The sequence below is a fragment of the Paenibacillus tritici genome (genome assembly GCF_013204885.1).
In the GTDB taxonomy this organism is placed as follows: Bacteria; Bacillota; Bacilli; order Paenibacillales; family Paenibacillaceae; genus Paenibacillus_AQ; species Paenibacillus_AQ tritici.
In genome coordinates, this window is the sequence record NZ_JABMKX010000013.1 from 149,424 (window position 1) to 167,004 (window position 17,581).

At 54.7% G+C, this 17,581-nt stretch carries 8 protein-coding genes and 1 other annotated feature; of the genes, 1 reads left to right on the top strand and 7 read right to left on the bottom strand.

Going from position 1 to position 17,581, the window contains the following annotated elements; genetic code table 11:
- Positions 1-99: 99 nt before the first annotated feature.
- The 6 genes from HQN87_RS23150 to pheS form a co-directional block, all read right to left on the bottom strand.
- Complete coding sequence (locus HQN87_RS23150) at positions 100-1,680, bottom strand: helix-turn-helix domain-containing protein (protein ID WP_173138097.1); 1,581 nt, start codon at positions 1,678-1,680, stop codon at positions 100-102.
- 30 nt (positions 1,681-1,710) lie between these two features.
- Positions 1,711-3,144, bottom strand: coding sequence for a sensor histidine kinase (locus HQN87_RS23155; RefSeq protein WP_173138099.1), 1,434 nt, complete (start codon positions 3,142-3,144; stop codon positions 1,711-1,713).
- Entirely contained in the window at positions 3,141-4,130 is a 990-nt protein-coding gene (locus HQN87_RS23160; RefSeq protein ID WP_173138101.1) for a sugar-binding protein, read from the bottom strand. The genes HQN87_RS23155 and HQN87_RS23160 overlap by 4 nt, the downstream gene beginning before the upstream one ends.
- 1,169 nt (positions 4,131-5,299) lie before the next feature.
- Positions 5,300-7,465, bottom strand: coding sequence for a hypothetical protein (locus HQN87_RS23165; RefSeq protein WP_436836490.1), 2,166 nt, complete (start codon positions 7,463-7,465; stop codon positions 5,300-5,302).
- A gap of 212 nt (positions 7,466-7,677) precedes the next feature.
- Entirely contained in the window at positions 7,678-10,122 is a 2,445-nt protein-coding gene (gene pheT, locus HQN87_RS23170) for a phenylalanine--tRNA ligase subunit beta (RefSeq protein WP_173138105.1), read from the bottom strand.
- 390 nt (positions 10,123-10,512) lie between these two features.
- On the bottom strand, positions 10,513-11,547 hold the full coding sequence (pheS, locus tag HQN87_RS23175) for a phenylalanine--tRNA ligase subunit alpha (protein ID WP_173138107.1): 1,035 nt from the start codon (positions 11,545-11,547) through the stop codon (positions 10,513-10,515).
- Positions 11,548-11,606: 59 nt separating this feature from the next.
- Positions 11,607-11,896: a binding site (T-box leader), on the bottom strand.
- Between the two features lie 591 nt (positions 11,897-12,487).
- Between pheS and HQN87_RS33080 the strand changes: the two genes are divergently transcribed.
- Positions 12,488-14,092 (top strand): diguanylate cyclase domain-containing protein, encoded by a 1,605-nt coding sequence (locus HQN87_RS33080; protein WP_173138109.1) that lies wholly within the window; start codon positions 12,488-12,490, stop codon positions 14,090-14,092.
- A 957-nt stretch (positions 14,093-15,049) separates the two neighbouring features.
- Here the strand turns inward: HQN87_RS33080 and pulA are convergent.
- Positions 15,050-17,476, bottom strand: coding sequence for a type I pullulanase (gene pulA / locus HQN87_RS23185; protein ID WP_173138111.1), 2,427 nt, complete (start codon positions 17,474-17,476; stop codon positions 15,050-15,052).
- Positions 17,477-17,581 lie beyond the last annotated feature (105 nt).

Consider the following 17,581-nt stretch of genomic DNA (forward strand, 5'->3'; position numbering starts at 1 on the left):
CTTCCACCCGCACTCCGGTACGCTCTGCTGTAATGTAATTCTTCCCTCCGGCTTTCATAGGATAATCCGGGGGTTCAGCACAAAAAAGTCCTTGCTCACTTAGCAAGGACCCTGCTTCTCATGCTGCTGGCGGAATTCGCTGGGCGTCATCCCGGTCGCCTTCTTGAAGACCCGGCTGAAATAATTCGGGTCCTTGTAGCCTACCTCATAGCAAATCTCCTTCAGGTTCAACTGCTCCCCGGCGATCAGGCGTTTCGCCTCATTGATTCTCAGGCGTGTGACATAGTCGATGAAGGTCTCCCCTTCATGCTGCCGGAACAATTTACTGAAATAATGCGGGCTTAAGTTCACATACTCCGCCGTCTGCTCCATGGAAATATCCTCTTTATACTGCTGGCTGATATAGAGCAGCGCCCGCTGATGGACATGGGAACGGTTATGCTCCTGTTCCTCCTCCAGGCTGTCGATCAGCCGCTCCACCCAGGACTCTGCGCTTAGCCTCAGGGAGACGGGATCTTCCGCAGCATTCAAGGAAGCCAGAATCTCCGCACCGGCTACAGAGTGAACGCTCCTGGCCAGGAACAGCAGCAGGCCGGTTACCTCTCCGCGCAGGGCGGGAAGCGGCTGCTCTCCACCCTGCTCGAAATAAGCATACAACCTGCCGAACCGCTCTATAGCCTCCTGCTTGCTGCGCTGAAGTACGGCATCCAGCAGCTTCTTCTCCTCATCCAGAGAGACAGCCGACTGCCCCGAGCTCTGGATAATATCATCATAGTGGTGGACCGTGAACGAATCATGGTGATCTGCACATACCCGGACGGCTTCCCGGTAAGACCGGCTAAGTCCGTCCCAGCCTTCACGGATTGAGCCGATGCCAATGCTGACGGGCAGTCCGAAGCGCTGCCCGACATACCCCCGGAGCCGCTCCCCTAAGTCCAGCGAGCTGACACGCTGGGAATATCCGCTCCGTCCCGGCGGCAAGGGGATGAACAGCGCCAGCTGATGCCCGATCAGCGGCCCGGCCAGGCAGCTTAGCCCCGTCCGGGCGAACTGCTTGACCGCCTCATAGATCTCGCGCCTCACCAGCCGGAATTCCTCCCAGGCGGCTCCCCCGGGCCGGGGGAACGACAGGACCATCGCATACCCTTTGCTTACTTGTATATCCAGCAGACCCGCAAGCTGCTGCGGCTCCAGATCCTGCACATGCTCCAGCATCAGCATCAGGGTCAGCTCGTTCTCGGCCAGCGGCAGCAGATGGGCCAGCTTCTCCTCCAGCTCCAGCTGCTCATTCCTGCGGCGCCTCTCCTCCTGGATGACCGCAATCAGTTGTCTCAGCACCTCCGCTACCTCTTCGCGTCTGGCGGGCTTCAGCAGATAGTCGCGCACGCCCAGCAGCAGCCCTTCCTTGGCATAAGAGAAGTAGTCATGGGCAGTAATCATTACAATCTGCGTGGCGGGCAGCTTCTCCAGAATCTGCCGCACCGCTTCCAGTCCCTGAATGCCCGGCATCTTAATATCCATGAAGACCATATCCGGCCGGTGCTCCTCGGCAAGCTGAATCGCCTTGCGGCCGTTCTCGGCATGCAGGAATTCGAATTGATCAGGCAAAATATGCCGGATCATCAGCTCCAGCCCTTCCCGCTCCAGCGCCTCATCATCTGCGATCAGCAGCTTGTACATCCTTATCGCCTCCCCTTTCTCTTCTGCCCTCTAGGCCGACGGGCGGAACGGTAATCTGAACAGCACAGCCGTCCCCTGCCCCTCACGGCTGTTGATCTCAATCAGCTGCTGGCCGTCGAAGAAGAGATGCAGCCTTTTGAATACATTATGGGTACCCAGCCCGGTAGACTGGCCTTTGCCGCTGAATGACGGAGCTTCCTCCTGAATCGATCCCATTAGCCTGGCTACAGTCTCGCGGTTCATGCCGGCTCCGTTATCGCTGATCTTGATGTCCACCTGCCCGCTCCGGTAGCGGATCGACAGCGACAATACGCCCCCTTCCTCCATTTGTTCCAGACCGTGAACGAAGGCATTCTCGAAGATGGGCTGCAGCGTCAGACACGGCACCATTCCGGCCATCGCCTCCTCATCAATCTCCATCTCGAAGGCGATCCGGTCACGGAAGCGGGCCCGCTGAATATTAATATACTCGTTCACATGCTCCACCTCCTCGCGCAGCGGAACCGCCTGATCCAGCTTTTGCAGGTTATACCTAAGCAGCCGTGATACCGACACAGTCAGATCACTGGTTCTCGCCGCCCCTTCAAGATACGCAAGCTTGGCGATGGAATTCAGCGTATTGAATAGGAAATGCGGATTGATCTGGCTCTGCAGCATCTTCAGCTCCAGCTCCTTGACCAGACGGTCCTTCTCCGCACTCTTGATATTCTCCTTCATCAGCTCCTGGATATTGTCGATCATCCCGTTAAAAGCGCGGCACAGAATGCTGATCTCATCGTTATTGACGCTCTCCGGCGCCTTGGTATCCATCCGTCCCTTGGAGATCTGTTTCGCCGTTGCCACCAGGCGGCGGATCGGTCCGGTGATGCTGCTGGACAGCCAGACGGCCATACAGATGCTAAGCAGCGCGGCGGTGATCACCAGCAGGCTGCCCATCCGGTTCAGCTTCGCTGTCGTGGACATGATCTCCCCGTAGATCGGCTTGTACTGGTCCAGCTCAAGATCAACCAGCTCCTGCGCCTCCTCCCGGATGAACCGCTGCGTCTGCTCTGCTTCGATATAGGCGCCGGCCAGTGTATTGGAATCCTTGCCGTCAATTTCTGTAATCATCTGCCCGGCCTGCTCCAGAAACGTATCAATGATATGGCTGTAGTTCATCAGCGGAAGACCGCTTCCCCCGATGGTCGCCATCCCGTCCAGCCTGCCGCGCAGCTCCCGCACTGCGCCCAGATGCTTCTCCACCTCCGGGAAGCTGTCCGTATCGACCTGCATAATGAAGCGGTTCAAGGAGCGCATATTCTCTCCAACCTCATAGGACACTTCCTTGTACAGCATGATCCGGTTCATCATCAGATGGTAGCTCTCCTGCACATTTTTTCCACTCTCAAACAGCACAAAGGACACCGAACTCATCAGCAGCACCAGCAGCGGAATACAAATCAGCAGCTTCAGGCGGATACTCATAGGCTCTCTCCCTCCTGCACATTGGACTTATCCAGCACCTTCACTCCGGTGTAATACCTCGGCTGCAATTGAACTCCCGCAAAATACTGATGCAGCAGCCGGACCGCCATATCCCCCATAAGATAAGGCTGCTGTGCAACAGTGGCTGCGATATCCCCACGGCTGATGGCATCCAGCGTCTCCGCCTGGTTATCGAATCCGATAATGGTCAGGTCCCCGCGCTTCAGGCTCCTTGAAGCCTGCAGAACACCAAGCGCATCCGTTGAACTGGTGCCGACCATCACATCAATCTCCGGATGGAAGCGCAGCATATCCGCCGCCTGCTGGATCGCCTCCATGTGTGAGATGTTCGAGCTGCGGACATCGACAATCTCCATGCCGCTGTAGCTCTTCACAATATTCCGCAGGCCGTCCAGCCGCTGAAGCTGGTTTTTGGCCAGCTCGCTGCCGATGATGACGCCGATCTTGCCTTTACCGCCGGTAGTCTGCACCACCATACGTCCGAGCGCCTCGCCTGCAGCGACATTGTCGGTCCCCACATAAGCCAGCCGGCGGCTGGCCGGAGCATCGGTATCTATCGTAATCACCGGAATCCCCCGGTTGACCGCTTTATCAATCACCGGAGTGAACTTCTCGTCGTTGAGCCCCTGCACGATGATGGCATCCACCTGAGCGGCAATCGCTTTTTCCAGCAGACTGATCTGCTCTTCCATGTTATTGCGCACCGGTCCTGTAAATTCGATATCCATCCCGTATTTCTCTGCGGCCTCCTTCGCCCCCTTCTCGACCATCTCCCAGTACGGGTGATACCGCTCCTGTTCAATCAGCACAATATGATAACCTGGACTGTTCCCGCTGGGACGCCCGCTTAATTCCTTGACGATATTGCCCATCCGGGCCGAATGACGCGCGAACCCCATAAACAGATACGCCAGCAGCACAAAAAGCACAATCACCCCCACGCCGCTGACCCATTTCTTATCCATCTCCCTCACCTCAGCCAACATCCTTTGTTCGTCTCAGCGTACAGCTCTTGGTTACTGCAACCCACACTTTGGTAGCACAATACACCTTGGTAGCACAAACCACACGTTGGTAGCGAAACCGAACCTTGTAGGCAACCGAACCTTGATAGCACAACTGAACTTTGATAGCACATACCGAACTTTAATAGCACAATATAAGTCTCCTATTACCACAACCCGTTTTTCTTCGTTACATACATATCTCTTGGTTACTTCACACCTACATTCATTGGTTACAACCATACCCGTATTTACATCAACATTCCGTGTTTACTCCAACATTCCGTGTTTACCCCTATCCCAGCCCAGTTGTAAACGGTTGCAACAGTTGATTTATGAGAATAGCATAATCGGCGGCTAAAACTAGCTAGTGGTAAAATAAGCCTCACACCAGACGTTGAACCTATCGCAGTCCAGCCTGCTTCGGGCGATTTCAAAGGGATTCATCCCTCCCATTTCCCCGTTGCGCCTACTTCCGACCCATTCAAAGGGATTTATCCCTCTCATTTCTCCGTCACGCCTACTTCTGGCTGATTCAGAGGGATTTATCCCTCCCATTTCCCCGTTGCGCCTTCTTCCGGCATATTCAGAGGGATTTATCCCTCTCCTCTTCTTAGTTCCTGCCTGCTGCCCACTTTCGACGGATTCAGTTTCACTTTTTTGCTCTCCACCTCCGCCTCCTAGCTACTTCCGGCCAGTTCAGGTGCACTATTACTCTCCATTCGCGCTCCCTAGCTACTTCCAGCCAATTCAGGTGCACTTCTGCTCCTCATTGCCGCCTACCGCTCACGTTCGACGGATTCAGGTGCACTTCTACTCCTCATTCCCGCCTACTGCCCACTTTCGACGGATTCAAGTGCACTTCTGCCCCTCATTCTCGCCTCTGGTCTATCTAGTCTCTAATTCTGCCTTTACCCCAATTCCGTTGGACTCAGCAGGTCTCCTGACTTAGAGCAAATTTGTCCTGCAAGCTTGTCAGTTCCAAATAAACTTACTCTTGGTTGTATGTATCCCGTGTATACCTTATCTATCACTAACGAATATCCTAATCTACTAAACCAGACATCAACAAAAGGGCTGTTCCCGGCAGTCTCCTGCTTAAAACAGCCCTTTCGTAAAACATCCGCCATTCAACTGTCCTGTTCGATCAGTTGAATCCATTCATTATATTCACTCTGCAGCTTGGCATATTCCGCCTGCAAACTGTGGTGTTCCCTGGAGAGCTTCTCCAGCTCACTCTGCTGCATCTCGAACTGGGCCTGAACCAGCCGCAGCTGGCCCTGGACAAGCTCGTAGCTCTCACCAATCTCTTCCAGCTGCTGCGCCGTCTCGCTGCGCGAGCGGCTCACCGATTCCGCCTGGGCTTCAGCTTCCCCGGCCTCCTGCTGCCAGATCTCGATCTCCTCACGCAGCTGCGCTTCCTGCTCGCTCCACTGCTGCTCGCGCTGCTGAAGCTCCTCGTACTTCTGCTTCCAGGAAGCTTCATACTCCTTCGTCTCGCGGAGTGCTTCCTGCTGCTCTGCTACCGTTGCGGCAGCTTCACGGCCCGCTTCGTACAGCTCTTCCAGACGCCGCGCGGATTCCTCGCGTTCGGCTTCCAGCAGCTCGTACCGTTCCTTCAGCTGTTCCCCATCCTGCAGGATCTCGTCGTACTGGGCGATCAGCTCCTCATAACGGCCGCGGAGCGCAGACAGCTCCTTCCGGGCTGTCTCGGCTGCCTCATGCTGAACGGCAACCTCCTGCTCAGCTTCGTCACGAAGCCGGGCTTCCCGGTCAAGCTGCTGTACCATACCATCGGCCTGTCCGCGAAGGGTCTCCACCTCACGCTGCAGCGCTGCCGACTTCTCCTCGGCTTCCAAGAGGTTCATCTCCAGTTCGCCGATATCCTCCATATGCTTGTTCGCAAGCTCCTGCCAGGACACCGCCTCCTCAGCCGTCCGGTCGAATTCTGCCTGTGTCCGGCTAAGCTGATCTGCTGTCTCCTTCAGAGATTTGCGCAGAGCCGCCGCTTCTTCCTGGGTCAGCTCATAACGCTGGCGCAGGCCTTCCAGCTCATCATTCAGCAGATTGCCAAGTTCCGTGGCTGTGCTCAGTTCTTCAAGTGCCGCGCTAAGCTTGTCCGCTGTCTCCTGCAGGGCGCGGTTAAGCCCGGCCGCTTCCTCCTGAGCCTGTCCGTAACGCTGGCGTACCTCTTCCAGCTCCTCGCTATGCTGCTGGCCTTGCTCTGCCGCAAGCCGCAGCTCTTCGCCCAGCTGCTCTTCGCGCTTCAGCACGGCCTCGTACTGCGCAAGCAGCGTCAGGCGCGCATCGCGTTCCCCCTTAAGCCCGGCTTCCGCCGCACGCAGCCGGGACTGGAGCTGCCCGGTTCCGCCGCGCAGCTCCGCAAGCTGCTTCTCCAGCTCCTGAAGCTGCTGCTTATGTCTATGCTCCTGCGTCCCTTGCGACTGACGCAGCTCCTTATTCTTGGCCAGCTCCTTCTCAAGCGCTTCCCGCTCTCCGCTAAGCTCACTGGTGAGCGCAGCCTTGGTATCGGCAAGCTCCTTGCTTAAGGTTGTACGGATCTCCACGATCTCGCTGCCCATCGACTCCCGCGTCTGAAGCAGCTCCTGCTCCAGTTCTGACAACTTCTCCGTCTTCTCCCGGGTCAGCGTCTCGCGCAATTGCGTCAATTCCTGCAGATGGGCATTCTGCAGGTCTTCAAGCTGCTGCAGCCGCATGGCTTCGGCAGCTTCCAGTTCCTGCCGCGCCGCCTCACGGCTTGCGGCTTGCTCTGCTTCATGATTCTCGCGCAGCGCCTTAAGCTCTGCCTCGCGTTCCTTCAGCTCCTGCACCAGCTGCTCGCGGCCGGAAGCAGCAGCCTGCTTCTCCTCCTCCAGCAGCTGTGCATGGAGCTTACGCTCCTGTTCCTGGAGCTCCAAATGCCTTGCGCGTTCTTCTTCGGCAGCGGCAATCAGCCGCGCCGCCTCTTCCTTCGCCGCCGCTTCGAGCTTCTCGTATTCTTCCTGCCGTTCACGCTGTGCTTCCTGGAGGCGTGACACCTCAACCCGAAGCTCGGTACGTTCACCTGTCAGCATATTCAGCTCATTCTTGAAATCCTGAACCTGGATGGCCTGCTCAGCCATATGTACAGCTGCAAGCACCGCAATCCGCGGTGTATCCAGTCTGGAATGGGATTGGGATATTGCACGCATGTGCTCGTCTACATAACGGGCAACCTGCTTCATGTATTCAGTGCTGCTTCCAACCAGCTTATAGGAAGTTCCGTATATCTCCACGGCGACACGGGTCCGGTCCATAGCCACAGTTGTGCCCTCCTTTGTATGTGTGCGGATTCTTAGATGGTTTCTTTACTCTCATGCTCCTATTGTAGCGTTATTCCTTAACCTTTGGCAAAAGAACGTGTCCATATCACTCATTTACATGAACCTCCGCACTTCACAAGGGTACAGAAAAGCCGCAGCGAATCTCTGTTTCTAAATGGATTCGCTGCGGCTTTGCACAATTCCTGCTATTTTCTTAATTCAGCGCCAAAAGTTTGTTCAAGTGCAGCGACCACCTTGCCATGAACCTCCACTACCTCTTCATCGGTAAGCGTATGATCGGTATGGCGGTACAGCAGCGACAGGGCTACACTCTTCTTGCCTGCCTCCATTTGGCCTCCTGTGTAGACATCGAAGACTTGCACATTTTGCAGCAGTGTCCCGCCATGCTCACGGATCGTTGCGATCAGGTGGCCTGCCGGAACCTCGGTATTCACAACAACCGCAATGTCCCGCTCCATGCCAGGGAAGCGGTGAAGCTCGCTATAATGCAGCTCGGCACGCGCCGCATCATACAGAGGCTGCAGCAGTACCTCGGATACATAAGTATCCTCCAGATCCATCTGACGCTGCAGCTCGGGATGAAGCTGGCCCATCGTACCGATCTTCATGCGGCCTTCTGCCTTCTGGAGATAGATCGAAGCCGAACGTCCCGGATGATAACCCTCAGGGGCATCCCCCTCATAGATCACACGGTCCGTAAGGCCGAGATGTTCAAATACGGTCTCCAGTGCACCCTTAAGATCGAAGAAATCCACCGGCTCAGCCGCTACGTTCCACTGCTTGGCGGCACGCGTGCCGCTCAGCAGCAGCCCGAGTACGGGCAGCTCGCTTGGCTGACGGGTAAGCACTTCTTCCTCCGTGAAGAATACATTGCCGATTTCGAACAGCGCCAGGTCACCTTGGCGGCGGTTGGTGTTGTAAAGAGCAATGTCCAGCAGCTGCGGCAGCAGGCTGGTGCGCAGCACACTGCGCTCCTCGCTCATCGGCATCGCCAGCTTCACAGACAGCTTGCCGTCCGCCAGCATCGGGAAGAGCTTGCTCTGCTCCGGCTGAATGAAGGAATAGCCCATAACCTCCTGGTATCCGCCCAGCGAGAGCAGGCGGCGCAGCTCACGGCGCAGGAACTGCTGTCTGGTCAGCGCTCCGGGTGTAGTGGTGCCTTCGATCAAGGTTGTCGGAATATTATCATATCCGTACAAGCGGGCAATTTCTTCAATAAGATCGACATCATGGCTGATGTCGCCGCGCCGTGTCGGCACCTGGACCTCGACGATTCCCTGGGCAGCATCGCCGCACTTGAAGTGCAGACGGCCGAAGAGGGTTTTCACTTCCAGCAGCGACAGATCCGTACCGAGATAACGGTTCAGCTTCTCCAGCGATAATTGCAGCACCTTCTCCTGCTCCGCAACTGCACCGGCCTGAACAATCCCTTCATGCACAGCCCCCCCGGCATACCGGGCTATCAATGCCGCCGCACGGTTCAGTGCAGGGATTACCGCGTTCGGGTCCACTTCCTTCTCGAACCGCTGGGAAGCCTCCGAGCGCAGGCCCAGCTGACGCGAGGTCTTGCGTACAGTTCCCCCGTCGAACTTGGCGGACTCCAGCACAATATTGACGGTGTCTGCGGTAACCTCTGTAGAGAGTCCGCCCATCACTCCAGCCAGACCAATCGCCCCCGAACCGTCGGCAATCACCAGCATCTGCGGCTCCAGCTTGCGCTCCTGGCCGTCAAGTGTCGTCAGCCCTTCACCTTCACGGGCGAAGCGTACGCCGATGGTCCCGCCCTGTAACTGCCCGCCGTCAAAAGCATGCAGCGGCTGTCCGTATTCCAGCATCACATAGTTGGTGATGTCCACAATGTTGTTGATCGGACGTACTCCGGCTGCCATCAGGCGGTTCTGAATCCACAGCGGGGACGGTGCAGTCTTCACTCCGGCAATATAACGCACAGCATAATGGCTGCAGAAGGCTTCATTCTCGATCGTCACGGCGATAGAATCCGCAGCCTTTCCGCCTGTTTCTACGAGTTCTGCAGCCGGATCAGCCAGCTTCAGCTCACGGCCCAGCACCGCGCTCACTTCATAAGCAGCACCGATCATGCTCAGGCAGTCGGAACGGTTCGGCGTCAGATCGAAATCAAGAATTTCGTCATTCAGTCCAAGCACCTTAAGAATATCCTGGCCCACCTCTGTATGCTCAGGCAGCACGAGAATGCCTTCCTGCAGCTCTTTGGGCAGCAGCTTGTCGTTGAGGCCCAGCTCTTTGGCCGAGCAGATCATCCCTTGGGACAGCACGCCGCGCAGCTTGGCTTTTTTGATCTCCAGGCCCGGCAGCTTGGCGCCTACCAGTGCAACCGGAACCTTCTGGCCCGCTGCGACATTCTTGGCTCCGCAGACGATCTGCAGATCCTCGCCCTGACCTGCATCCACGATACAGATATTCAGCTTATCGGCATCCGGGTGCTTCTCTTTGGATTTCACATAGCCGGTAACAATCCCGGAAATTCCTTTGTTGCGGCGTTCTACTCCGTCAATCTCGATGCCGGCGGTGGTGATTTTGTCCGCCAGCTCACCTGCGGTCACCCCTTCCAGCGATATATAATCGGCCAGCCAGGCGGTTGATACTTTCATAATCGCACACTTCCTTTTTGTTTCAGATGTATTGATCTCCATGCCGTCTATGCTTGGCGCGAAGGACATGCATGAAAAGATATTGCGCTCCCTAGCTTACTTCGGAGCATTCTGCACTAGCAGAACCTCCAGAGAATATTTGGACTTCCGGCCGCTGTTAGGATTGAATTTCCTGATTACACTGCTGGCTGCAGTAGAAATTCAATCCTAGCATATGCTTCCGAAGTGAGCTTTCCTGCGGAAAGCTTTCAGGCGGTCGCTAACGCTCCTCCAGTTCCAAAATTCCCCTCCGGTTCTTTCTATTGCAGTCTTAGATACAAAGTAACCCAGTACCTCATCACCTTTTCATACAAGCGTCCAACACGCCCTCCACGCACAGCCGCCAAATCCCTAAATACCCTTGAACTGCTTCACAAATCCCATATCATTCGTATAGAAATAACGGATGTCGTCGATGCCGTATTTCAGCATGGCAATCCGTTCCGCACCCATGCCGAACGCGAAGCCGCTGTAGATCTCAGGGTCGTAGCCGCCCATCCGCAGCACATTCGGATGCACCATGCCGGCGCCGAGAATTTCCAGCCAGCCGCTCTGCTTGCAGAGACGGCAGCCTTCGCCGCCGCATTTGAAACAGCTCACATCCACCTCAACACTCGGCTCGGTGAACGGGAAGAAGCTTGGACGCAGGCGGATGCCTGCACTAGGCCCGAACATCTCCTTCATGAACTGCTGCAGGGTGCCCTTCAGATCGCTCATGCGGATATTGCGGCCGATCACCAGGCCTTCAATCTGATGGAACTGGAAGGAGTGGGTCGCATCGTCATCGTCACGGCGGAATACTTTGCCCGGACAGATCACTTTGACCGGAGTCTCACCATTCATCGCCTGCATGGTACGGATCTGAACCGGCGAGGTCTGTGTGCGCATAAGAATGTCTTCTGTAATATAGAAGGAATCCTGCATATCACGGGCCGGATGGTTCTTCGGCAGATTCAGAGCCTCGAAGTTATAGTAGTCTGTCTCCACTTCCGGTCCTTCTGCAACCTGGTAGCCCATGCCGATGAAAATATCCTCGATCTCCTGGATCACCCGGCTGAGCGGATGAATCCCCCCTTGCGGCAGGCCGCGGCCTTGCAGGGTAACATCGACCTTCTCCGCATTCAGGCGATTCTGGGTCTCCTGCTGCTGGAACAGCTCCTGCTTCGTGCCGATAACCTCTTCGATGGCACTGCGCACCAGATTGGCCACTTGGCCAATCACCGGACGCTCCTCCGCGCTTAGTCCGCCCATGCCGCGCAGAACCTCTGTAAGCTCACCCTTTTTACCCAGGTATTTGACGCGCAGCTCATTCAGCATCTGCGGATCGGTTACCGCCTGTAGCTTCTCCAGCGCCTCAGCCTTCAGTGCTTCCAATTTTTCTTTCATGGCTTGTACTGCCCCCTCAAATCTCATATTGTTCAACAAAAAAAGGCCTTTCCTCCCGGTAAAGGGACGAAAAGACCGTGGTACCACCCTTGTTAGACGGCCGGTACGCTTCCCTATAAGAGTAATATTCCCTCTTATGGTCTAGCGGAGACCTGTCTCACTTTATACAGAACTAACGGTCTGCGGCCGGTCCCCCCTACTATCACGCTCAAGGAAGCCTTGAACGGAATTCAGGGAACTGCTCCGGAGTGAACTTCGGCAGCTCTGCTCTCTTAGAAACGCTCTCAATCTGCGGCGCTTCCTCCCTGTAAGCCAGGCACTGCGTACTTTTCTCCATCAATGCATTTTGTGGATGAATAACTTAAACTTCGATCTTCACATTCAGAAGATATGTCTATTTATTATATGCAAAAACAGACATTTTGACAAGCATGAATACGCCCTTAGTACGCACTGCACAACAAGGCGCCCCGGAAGGTATGCTACAGATTACACCTCTGCTCAATTTACAAGTCTTTCGATGAATGCGGGGCTGACGGGTCAAACGGCTTAGCATAATTTTAATGCAGAATTGATGCCTTAGGGGTATCGTTTGCAGTAAAAGTGGGTAATAGGACTCAAAGGTCAGAATATTTATTCAGAATATTTATATAGTAGTAAGTTATACATAATAGTTCTTCTATCGGCTGCAAGGAATATGTCTTATTTCAGCAATTGCTCTGCTTAAGGGATGTCCTATATACTGGTGAAAAGAAACCGCGATCAAACCGGAACTTTGTGTTTTCATTGCCTCCTTCTTCCCCTGCTTCCTAGGACTCGCTAACATAACTCTCTTTTTCATGCCTGCAAGATGCCTTATTCCGCAATTAGGATAAGTTCCGCATGCATCCAAGCTACACCATTGAGATTTGTAAAAGTTTTGTGCGGGGAGAGGATGACAGTGGCAGTTTTTTCCGAAATCACAAGTACACGCAGACTAATCCTATTATTCACCTCCATCTCCGTTCTTCTGGTTGGTATCAGTGTGGCTTCCTTGCTGTATCTGAATCATACAATGAACAAATTATCGGACTCCTTATACAGTGACGTATACCTGAACTCCGAGCTCATTCTGAATGCCGACCGAGATCTGTATCAGGCTGCTCTGGCGCTTCAGTCTTCGGTTAGCGGGAATCTGAACGGTGCGCAGCGCAGTAAGTTATCTCAAGAATTCGAGGATAATAATGCCCAGGCGCAGCAGCGGGTCAGTACCGCCAGATATAATCTGGACTCCGTGGAGAGCCCGTTCAATGGAATGAAGCAGAGTGAGCTGCTGCTGGATGAGCTGAGAAGCGAGCTGGACCACTTCGGGGCTACGCTTGCCGACTGGAAGGATAGCGGCCGGGAGCTGATCTCGCGCCGGGTCCAGAGCGATTGGAATGCTGAATCCTACTCCGCCCTCGCCGTACATACCCAATTGAACGAAGTGAGAGGACGTCTGGATAACGCAGAGGATATGATCGACAATTATGCCAGTCAGGTCATGCTGGAGTTCAATAACCTCAAAAGCTCGCTGTTCGCCATCTACTCCCTGTTCCTGTTTCTGCTCGTGCTGCTTATCATCTATCTCTCCCGCCGACTGATCTCCCTGCAGAATGAAATGCGGGAAGAGAAATCGCTGTATCAGCTGATCGGCGAGACGATGTCTGACTTTATTATTCTAACGGACCCGAATGGTCTGATTCTGTATGCTTCCCCCTCCCATGCAACTGCGCTTGGTTATGTGCCGAGTAAGGGGGCTCCGCTCTCCAACTATATACGTGAAGCCGAAATCTCTTGGGCTAAGCTGAAAAGTGTCATTCAGTCCGCACCGAGAATATCCGAGCTGCGCATGCGTTCGGCCGAAGGCCACTGGGTCTGGCTGGAGACCAAAGTTACACCTATTGCGGGCAGCCGCGCTTTCCCGGCGCAGTTCATGCTGGTATCGCGTGAGATTACCCAGCGCAAGCAATATGAGGAGCGGCTGCACAAGCTGGCCTTCTATGATCATCTGACAGCGATTCCCAACCGTGCCCATTTCAAAATGTACATGGAGAACCTGATTAACCAGCCCGAGGAGCGCAGACAGGAAATCGCCGTGGCGCTACTGGACTGCGACCGGTTCAAGCAGCTTAATGATACGCTCGGCCATCTTGCCGGGGATGAATTCCTGCAGATGCTCTCACGGGAACTGCAGCAGACTGTGAAGGGCTCCGGCCAGGCCTTCCGGATCGGCGGTGATGAATTCGCCGTGGTGCTGCACCGGTTCACCAGCCCGCAAATACTGGATGAGATGCTGAACCGTCTGCTCCAGTTGTTCAATAAGTCGTGGTCCGTCAACCAAGGCTCCAGCTTCCATACCTCAGCCAGCATTGGCGTCGCCCTGTACCCGCAGCATGGCAGCAGCATCAACGAGCTGCTCCGTGCCGCCGATCTGGCAATGTACCGCTCCAAGAACCATGGCGGCAACGAGGCTAACCTGTACAGTGAGCATGTGGATAAAAAATATAACGACCAGCGGAAATAGCACATATGTCCGACTTAGGCAATAACAAACAGCGGGAGTTTCAAAAGCCATGCTGTGGCTGATGAAACTCCCCTGTTTGTTGGATTTTAGAAGGGTTGTATGTGGCCGCTTACTCCTCTCAGTTGCTCTGGCGCTCTGTTGTTCATTTAGCCCGCGTTCGGCGGATTCAGGTGCACTAATGCTCTTCATTTACTCATTTGGCCCGCACCCGGCGTATTCAGGTGCATTAATACCCCTCATTTACTCATTTGGCCAGCACCCGGCGCATTCAGGTGCACTAATGCTCTTTATTTCCACATTTGGCCCGGACCCGGCGCATTCAGGTGCACTAATGCTCTTCATTTACTCATTTGGCCAGCGTTCTGCGAATTCAGGTGCACTAATGCTCTTCATTTACTCATTTGGCCCACGTTCGGCGGATTCAGGTGCACTAATGCTCTTCATTTACTCATTTGGCCCACGTTCGGCGGATTCAGGTGCACTAATGCTCTTCATTTTCATATTTGGCCAGCACCCGGCGCATTCAGGTGCACTATTACCCCTCATTTACTCATTTGGCCCGCGTCCAGCTAATTCAGAGGGATAAATCCCTTTCATTCCCTCACTCTGCCCACTTTCGGCGCATTCAGAGGGATTTATCCCTCTCATTTCCACACTTAGCCTACTTTCGGCGCATTCAGAGGGATTTATCCCTTTCATTTCCACACTTAGCCCACTTCCGGCACATTCAGAGGGATTTATCCTTTTCATTTCCACACTTAGCCCACTTTCCGGCACATTCAGAGGGATTTATCCCTTTCATTTCAAATCTACCTCACAATAAAAAAGCTATCCTGCGCCCCCTAAAAAGGGGGACAAGCAGAATAGCTTTTAGCTTTTAGCTTTTAGCTCTCAGCTCTTAGCTCTTAGCTCTTAGCTCTCAGCCTTAGCTCCAAGCTCCAGCTTCTAACTCACGACTCAACCGCTCCGCTCAAGCGGTCCTTCGGAGTGGCTCAATTCGCCATGGACCACATCGGCGTGGCCCTCGTCCGCCTGCCGGCGGTCGCTGACCCTGACCTTAACCGGCTCCTCGCTGCCGGAGCAGTCGATGAAGCGGTCTCCGGCGCCGTCCTTCTGTTCCCAGTCGTTCAGCCGGAGAATGTAGCCGATCGAAGACGTCTCCGGCAGCACCTCAATCCGCGCGACCGCATGGCCGTCCTCCATGTGCTGGAAGTCCCGTTGTCCATCCTGTATGCCTGTACCCCATACCCAGAGATTCCAGCCCCGGTAATCGCCATCCGGCCGTTCATAATGAACCTCCACTACCTTCGATCTTGGCTCGGGTTCACCATATTTATCATAGAGTACCATCATCGACAGTCCGGCAATCTCAATGCTGCCGCTATCCGTCTGCCGGAAGGCCTCCGGTCCGGCATGGGTATGATCAACTACGATGTTCCAGCCCCCGGAAGCTTCCGGGAGATACTGGGTGACTGGTTCCATGTTGGCATTGTAGACCACCACTATATTACTCCATGAATCGCCGCCGGCATGATTCTTCAGCATATAGGCGACAACGCCGCCGTCACAGCGCAGGAACTCAAGGCTGCGCTCAATCTCCTGGCGGCCGTGCAGGCGGAAAGCCGGATGGCTCCGCCGCAGCTCAATCAGGCCTTTGTAATAGTTAAATACCGCAATGAACCTCTTCTTGTTCTCCCAGCGGATCGCGTTGATACAATCAGGGCTGCGGTAGCTGTTATGATCACCGTATTTGCTGCGAAGCAGCTCATCCCCGGCATGGAGGAACGGAATTCCCTGCGAGGTCAGAATGATTCCGTTAGCCAGCAAGGAACGGCGGACCGTCTCATTCTCCAGCACATCCTCGGGATCAACGGCAAAGTAAGGATTAGCCCGCTCCACTGCGGCCTGAAGATCACCTCCGCCCCGGAGTCTGCCATTCTCCAGATCCGGCAGCCCGGCTTCCCCGCGGAGTCCCTGGGTAGCCAGAATTTTGTCCCACAGATTAAGATTATCATGTGCGGTTACATAGTTGACCGTCTCTACAGGCGCATCGGTGAATTCATGAATGGCCCCTTTCACCCCGGAAGCCACTGCGCCTTCTTTGCCGTATTCTCCGGTAGCGAAGCCCTTGCCCCAGCCGTCACTGTCTCCCTTAAGGGCAGCGCGGAAGTTGTCATTGAAGACGGCATAGCCTTTACCGCGCTGAACGCCCTTCAGTGTCTTGGTTGCAAGCGGAGAGTCTCCGCCTGTCCAAGGCTCACCGTAGAGCAGCAGATCCGGATTAATCTCCAGCCGCAGCTCTTCGGTAATCTCACGCATGGTTACACTGTCCATCAGTCCCATCAGATCGAAGCGGAACCCGTCGATATGGTATTCCGAAGCCCAGTAGGACAACGAATCCTTGATATATTTGCGGACCATCGGCCGTTCCGTAGCCAGCTCATTGCCGACACCCGAGCCGTTCGAGAGCCTGCCGCTCTGGTCGTGACGGTAATAATAATCCGGCACCAGCGGCTGGAAGGGCCCCTTCTCCAGACCATACGTATGATTGTAGACCACATCCATAATGACCGAGATGCCATGGCTGTGGAGCGCCTGTACCATCTCCTTGAATTCACGGATACGGGTAAGCGGGTTAGCCGGATCTGTGCTGTAGGAGCCCTCCGGCACATTATAATGCTGCGGATCATATCCCCAGTTATAGTCCGTGAAGACCGCAGACGCCGGTTCTTCACCCGGAGTCCCCAGCTCATCCACTGTCTGATAGTCGAAGACCGGCATCAGATGCACATGGGTAATACCCAGCTCTGCCAGATGGTCAATGCCCAGCGCATGACCCGCAGCATCCCGCAGTCCTGTTTCGGTGAATGCTTTGAATTTCCCTGCGTGCTTAAGACAAGAGCTCTGATGTGCCGAGAAGTCCCGTACATGCAGCTCATAGATGATAGCATCAGCCGGATGCGGCAGAACTGGAGAAGCATCGCGGTCCCAGCCCTCCGGGTCCGTCTCCGCCAGATCCACAATCGCCGTACGCAGGCCATTAGCCGATACAGCAGTTGCATATGGATCTGCCGCTTCATTAATAGATCCGTCGGCAAATACGGCCCGGTACATATAATATTTACCCTTCAGGTTACCGGGAACCCGGATCTCCCACACCCCGCCCTCAGAGCGCTGCATGCCAAGGATTTTGCCGCCGTCCTTAACCTTTCCATCCTGGGGAGTGATCCCGTGGCCGCCTGTAGCATACAATACAAGCGATACTGTAAATGCAGTAGGTGCCCAGACTTTGAATACACAGAATTCCGCAGTATACGTTAAACCGAGGTCATTGCCTTCATAGGTCTCAATTACGGGCTCTGCTTCGATATAATTGCTATTCATTGACATTCACCATCCTAATGCTCTCCGCCATATTCCCCGGAAAACGAATCATTCTATTACTTTCAAGCTATATCCACATCATGCACAACTAATACTTGTACTTGC

Coding starts and splice junctions, on each gene's coding strand:
- HQN87_RS23150 (WP_173138097.1), bottom strand. CDS start 1,680: ATGTACAAGCTGCTGATCGCAGATGATGAGGCGCTGGAGCGGGAAGGG.
- HQN87_RS23155 (WP_173138099.1), bottom strand. CDS start 3,144: ATGAGTATCCGCCTGAAGCTGCTGATTTGTATTCCGCTGCTGGTGCTG.
- HQN87_RS23160 (WP_173138101.1), bottom strand. CDS start 4,130: ATGGATAAGAAATGGGTCAGCGGCGTGGGGGTGATTGTGCTTTTTGTG.
- HQN87_RS23165 (WP_436836490.1), bottom strand. CDS start 7,465: ATGGACCGGACCCGTGTCGCCGTGGAGATATACGGAACTTCCTATAAG.
- pheT (WP_173138105.1), bottom strand. CDS start 10,122: ATGAAAGTATCAACCGCCTGGCTGGCCGATTATATATCGCTGGAAGGG.
- pheS (WP_173138107.1), bottom strand. CDS start 11,547: ATGAAAGAAAAATTGGAAGCACTGAAGGCTGAGGCGCTGGAGAAGCTA.
- pulA (WP_173138111.1), bottom strand. CDS start 17,476: ATGAATAGCAATTATATCGAAGCAGAGCCCGTAATTGAGACCTATGAA.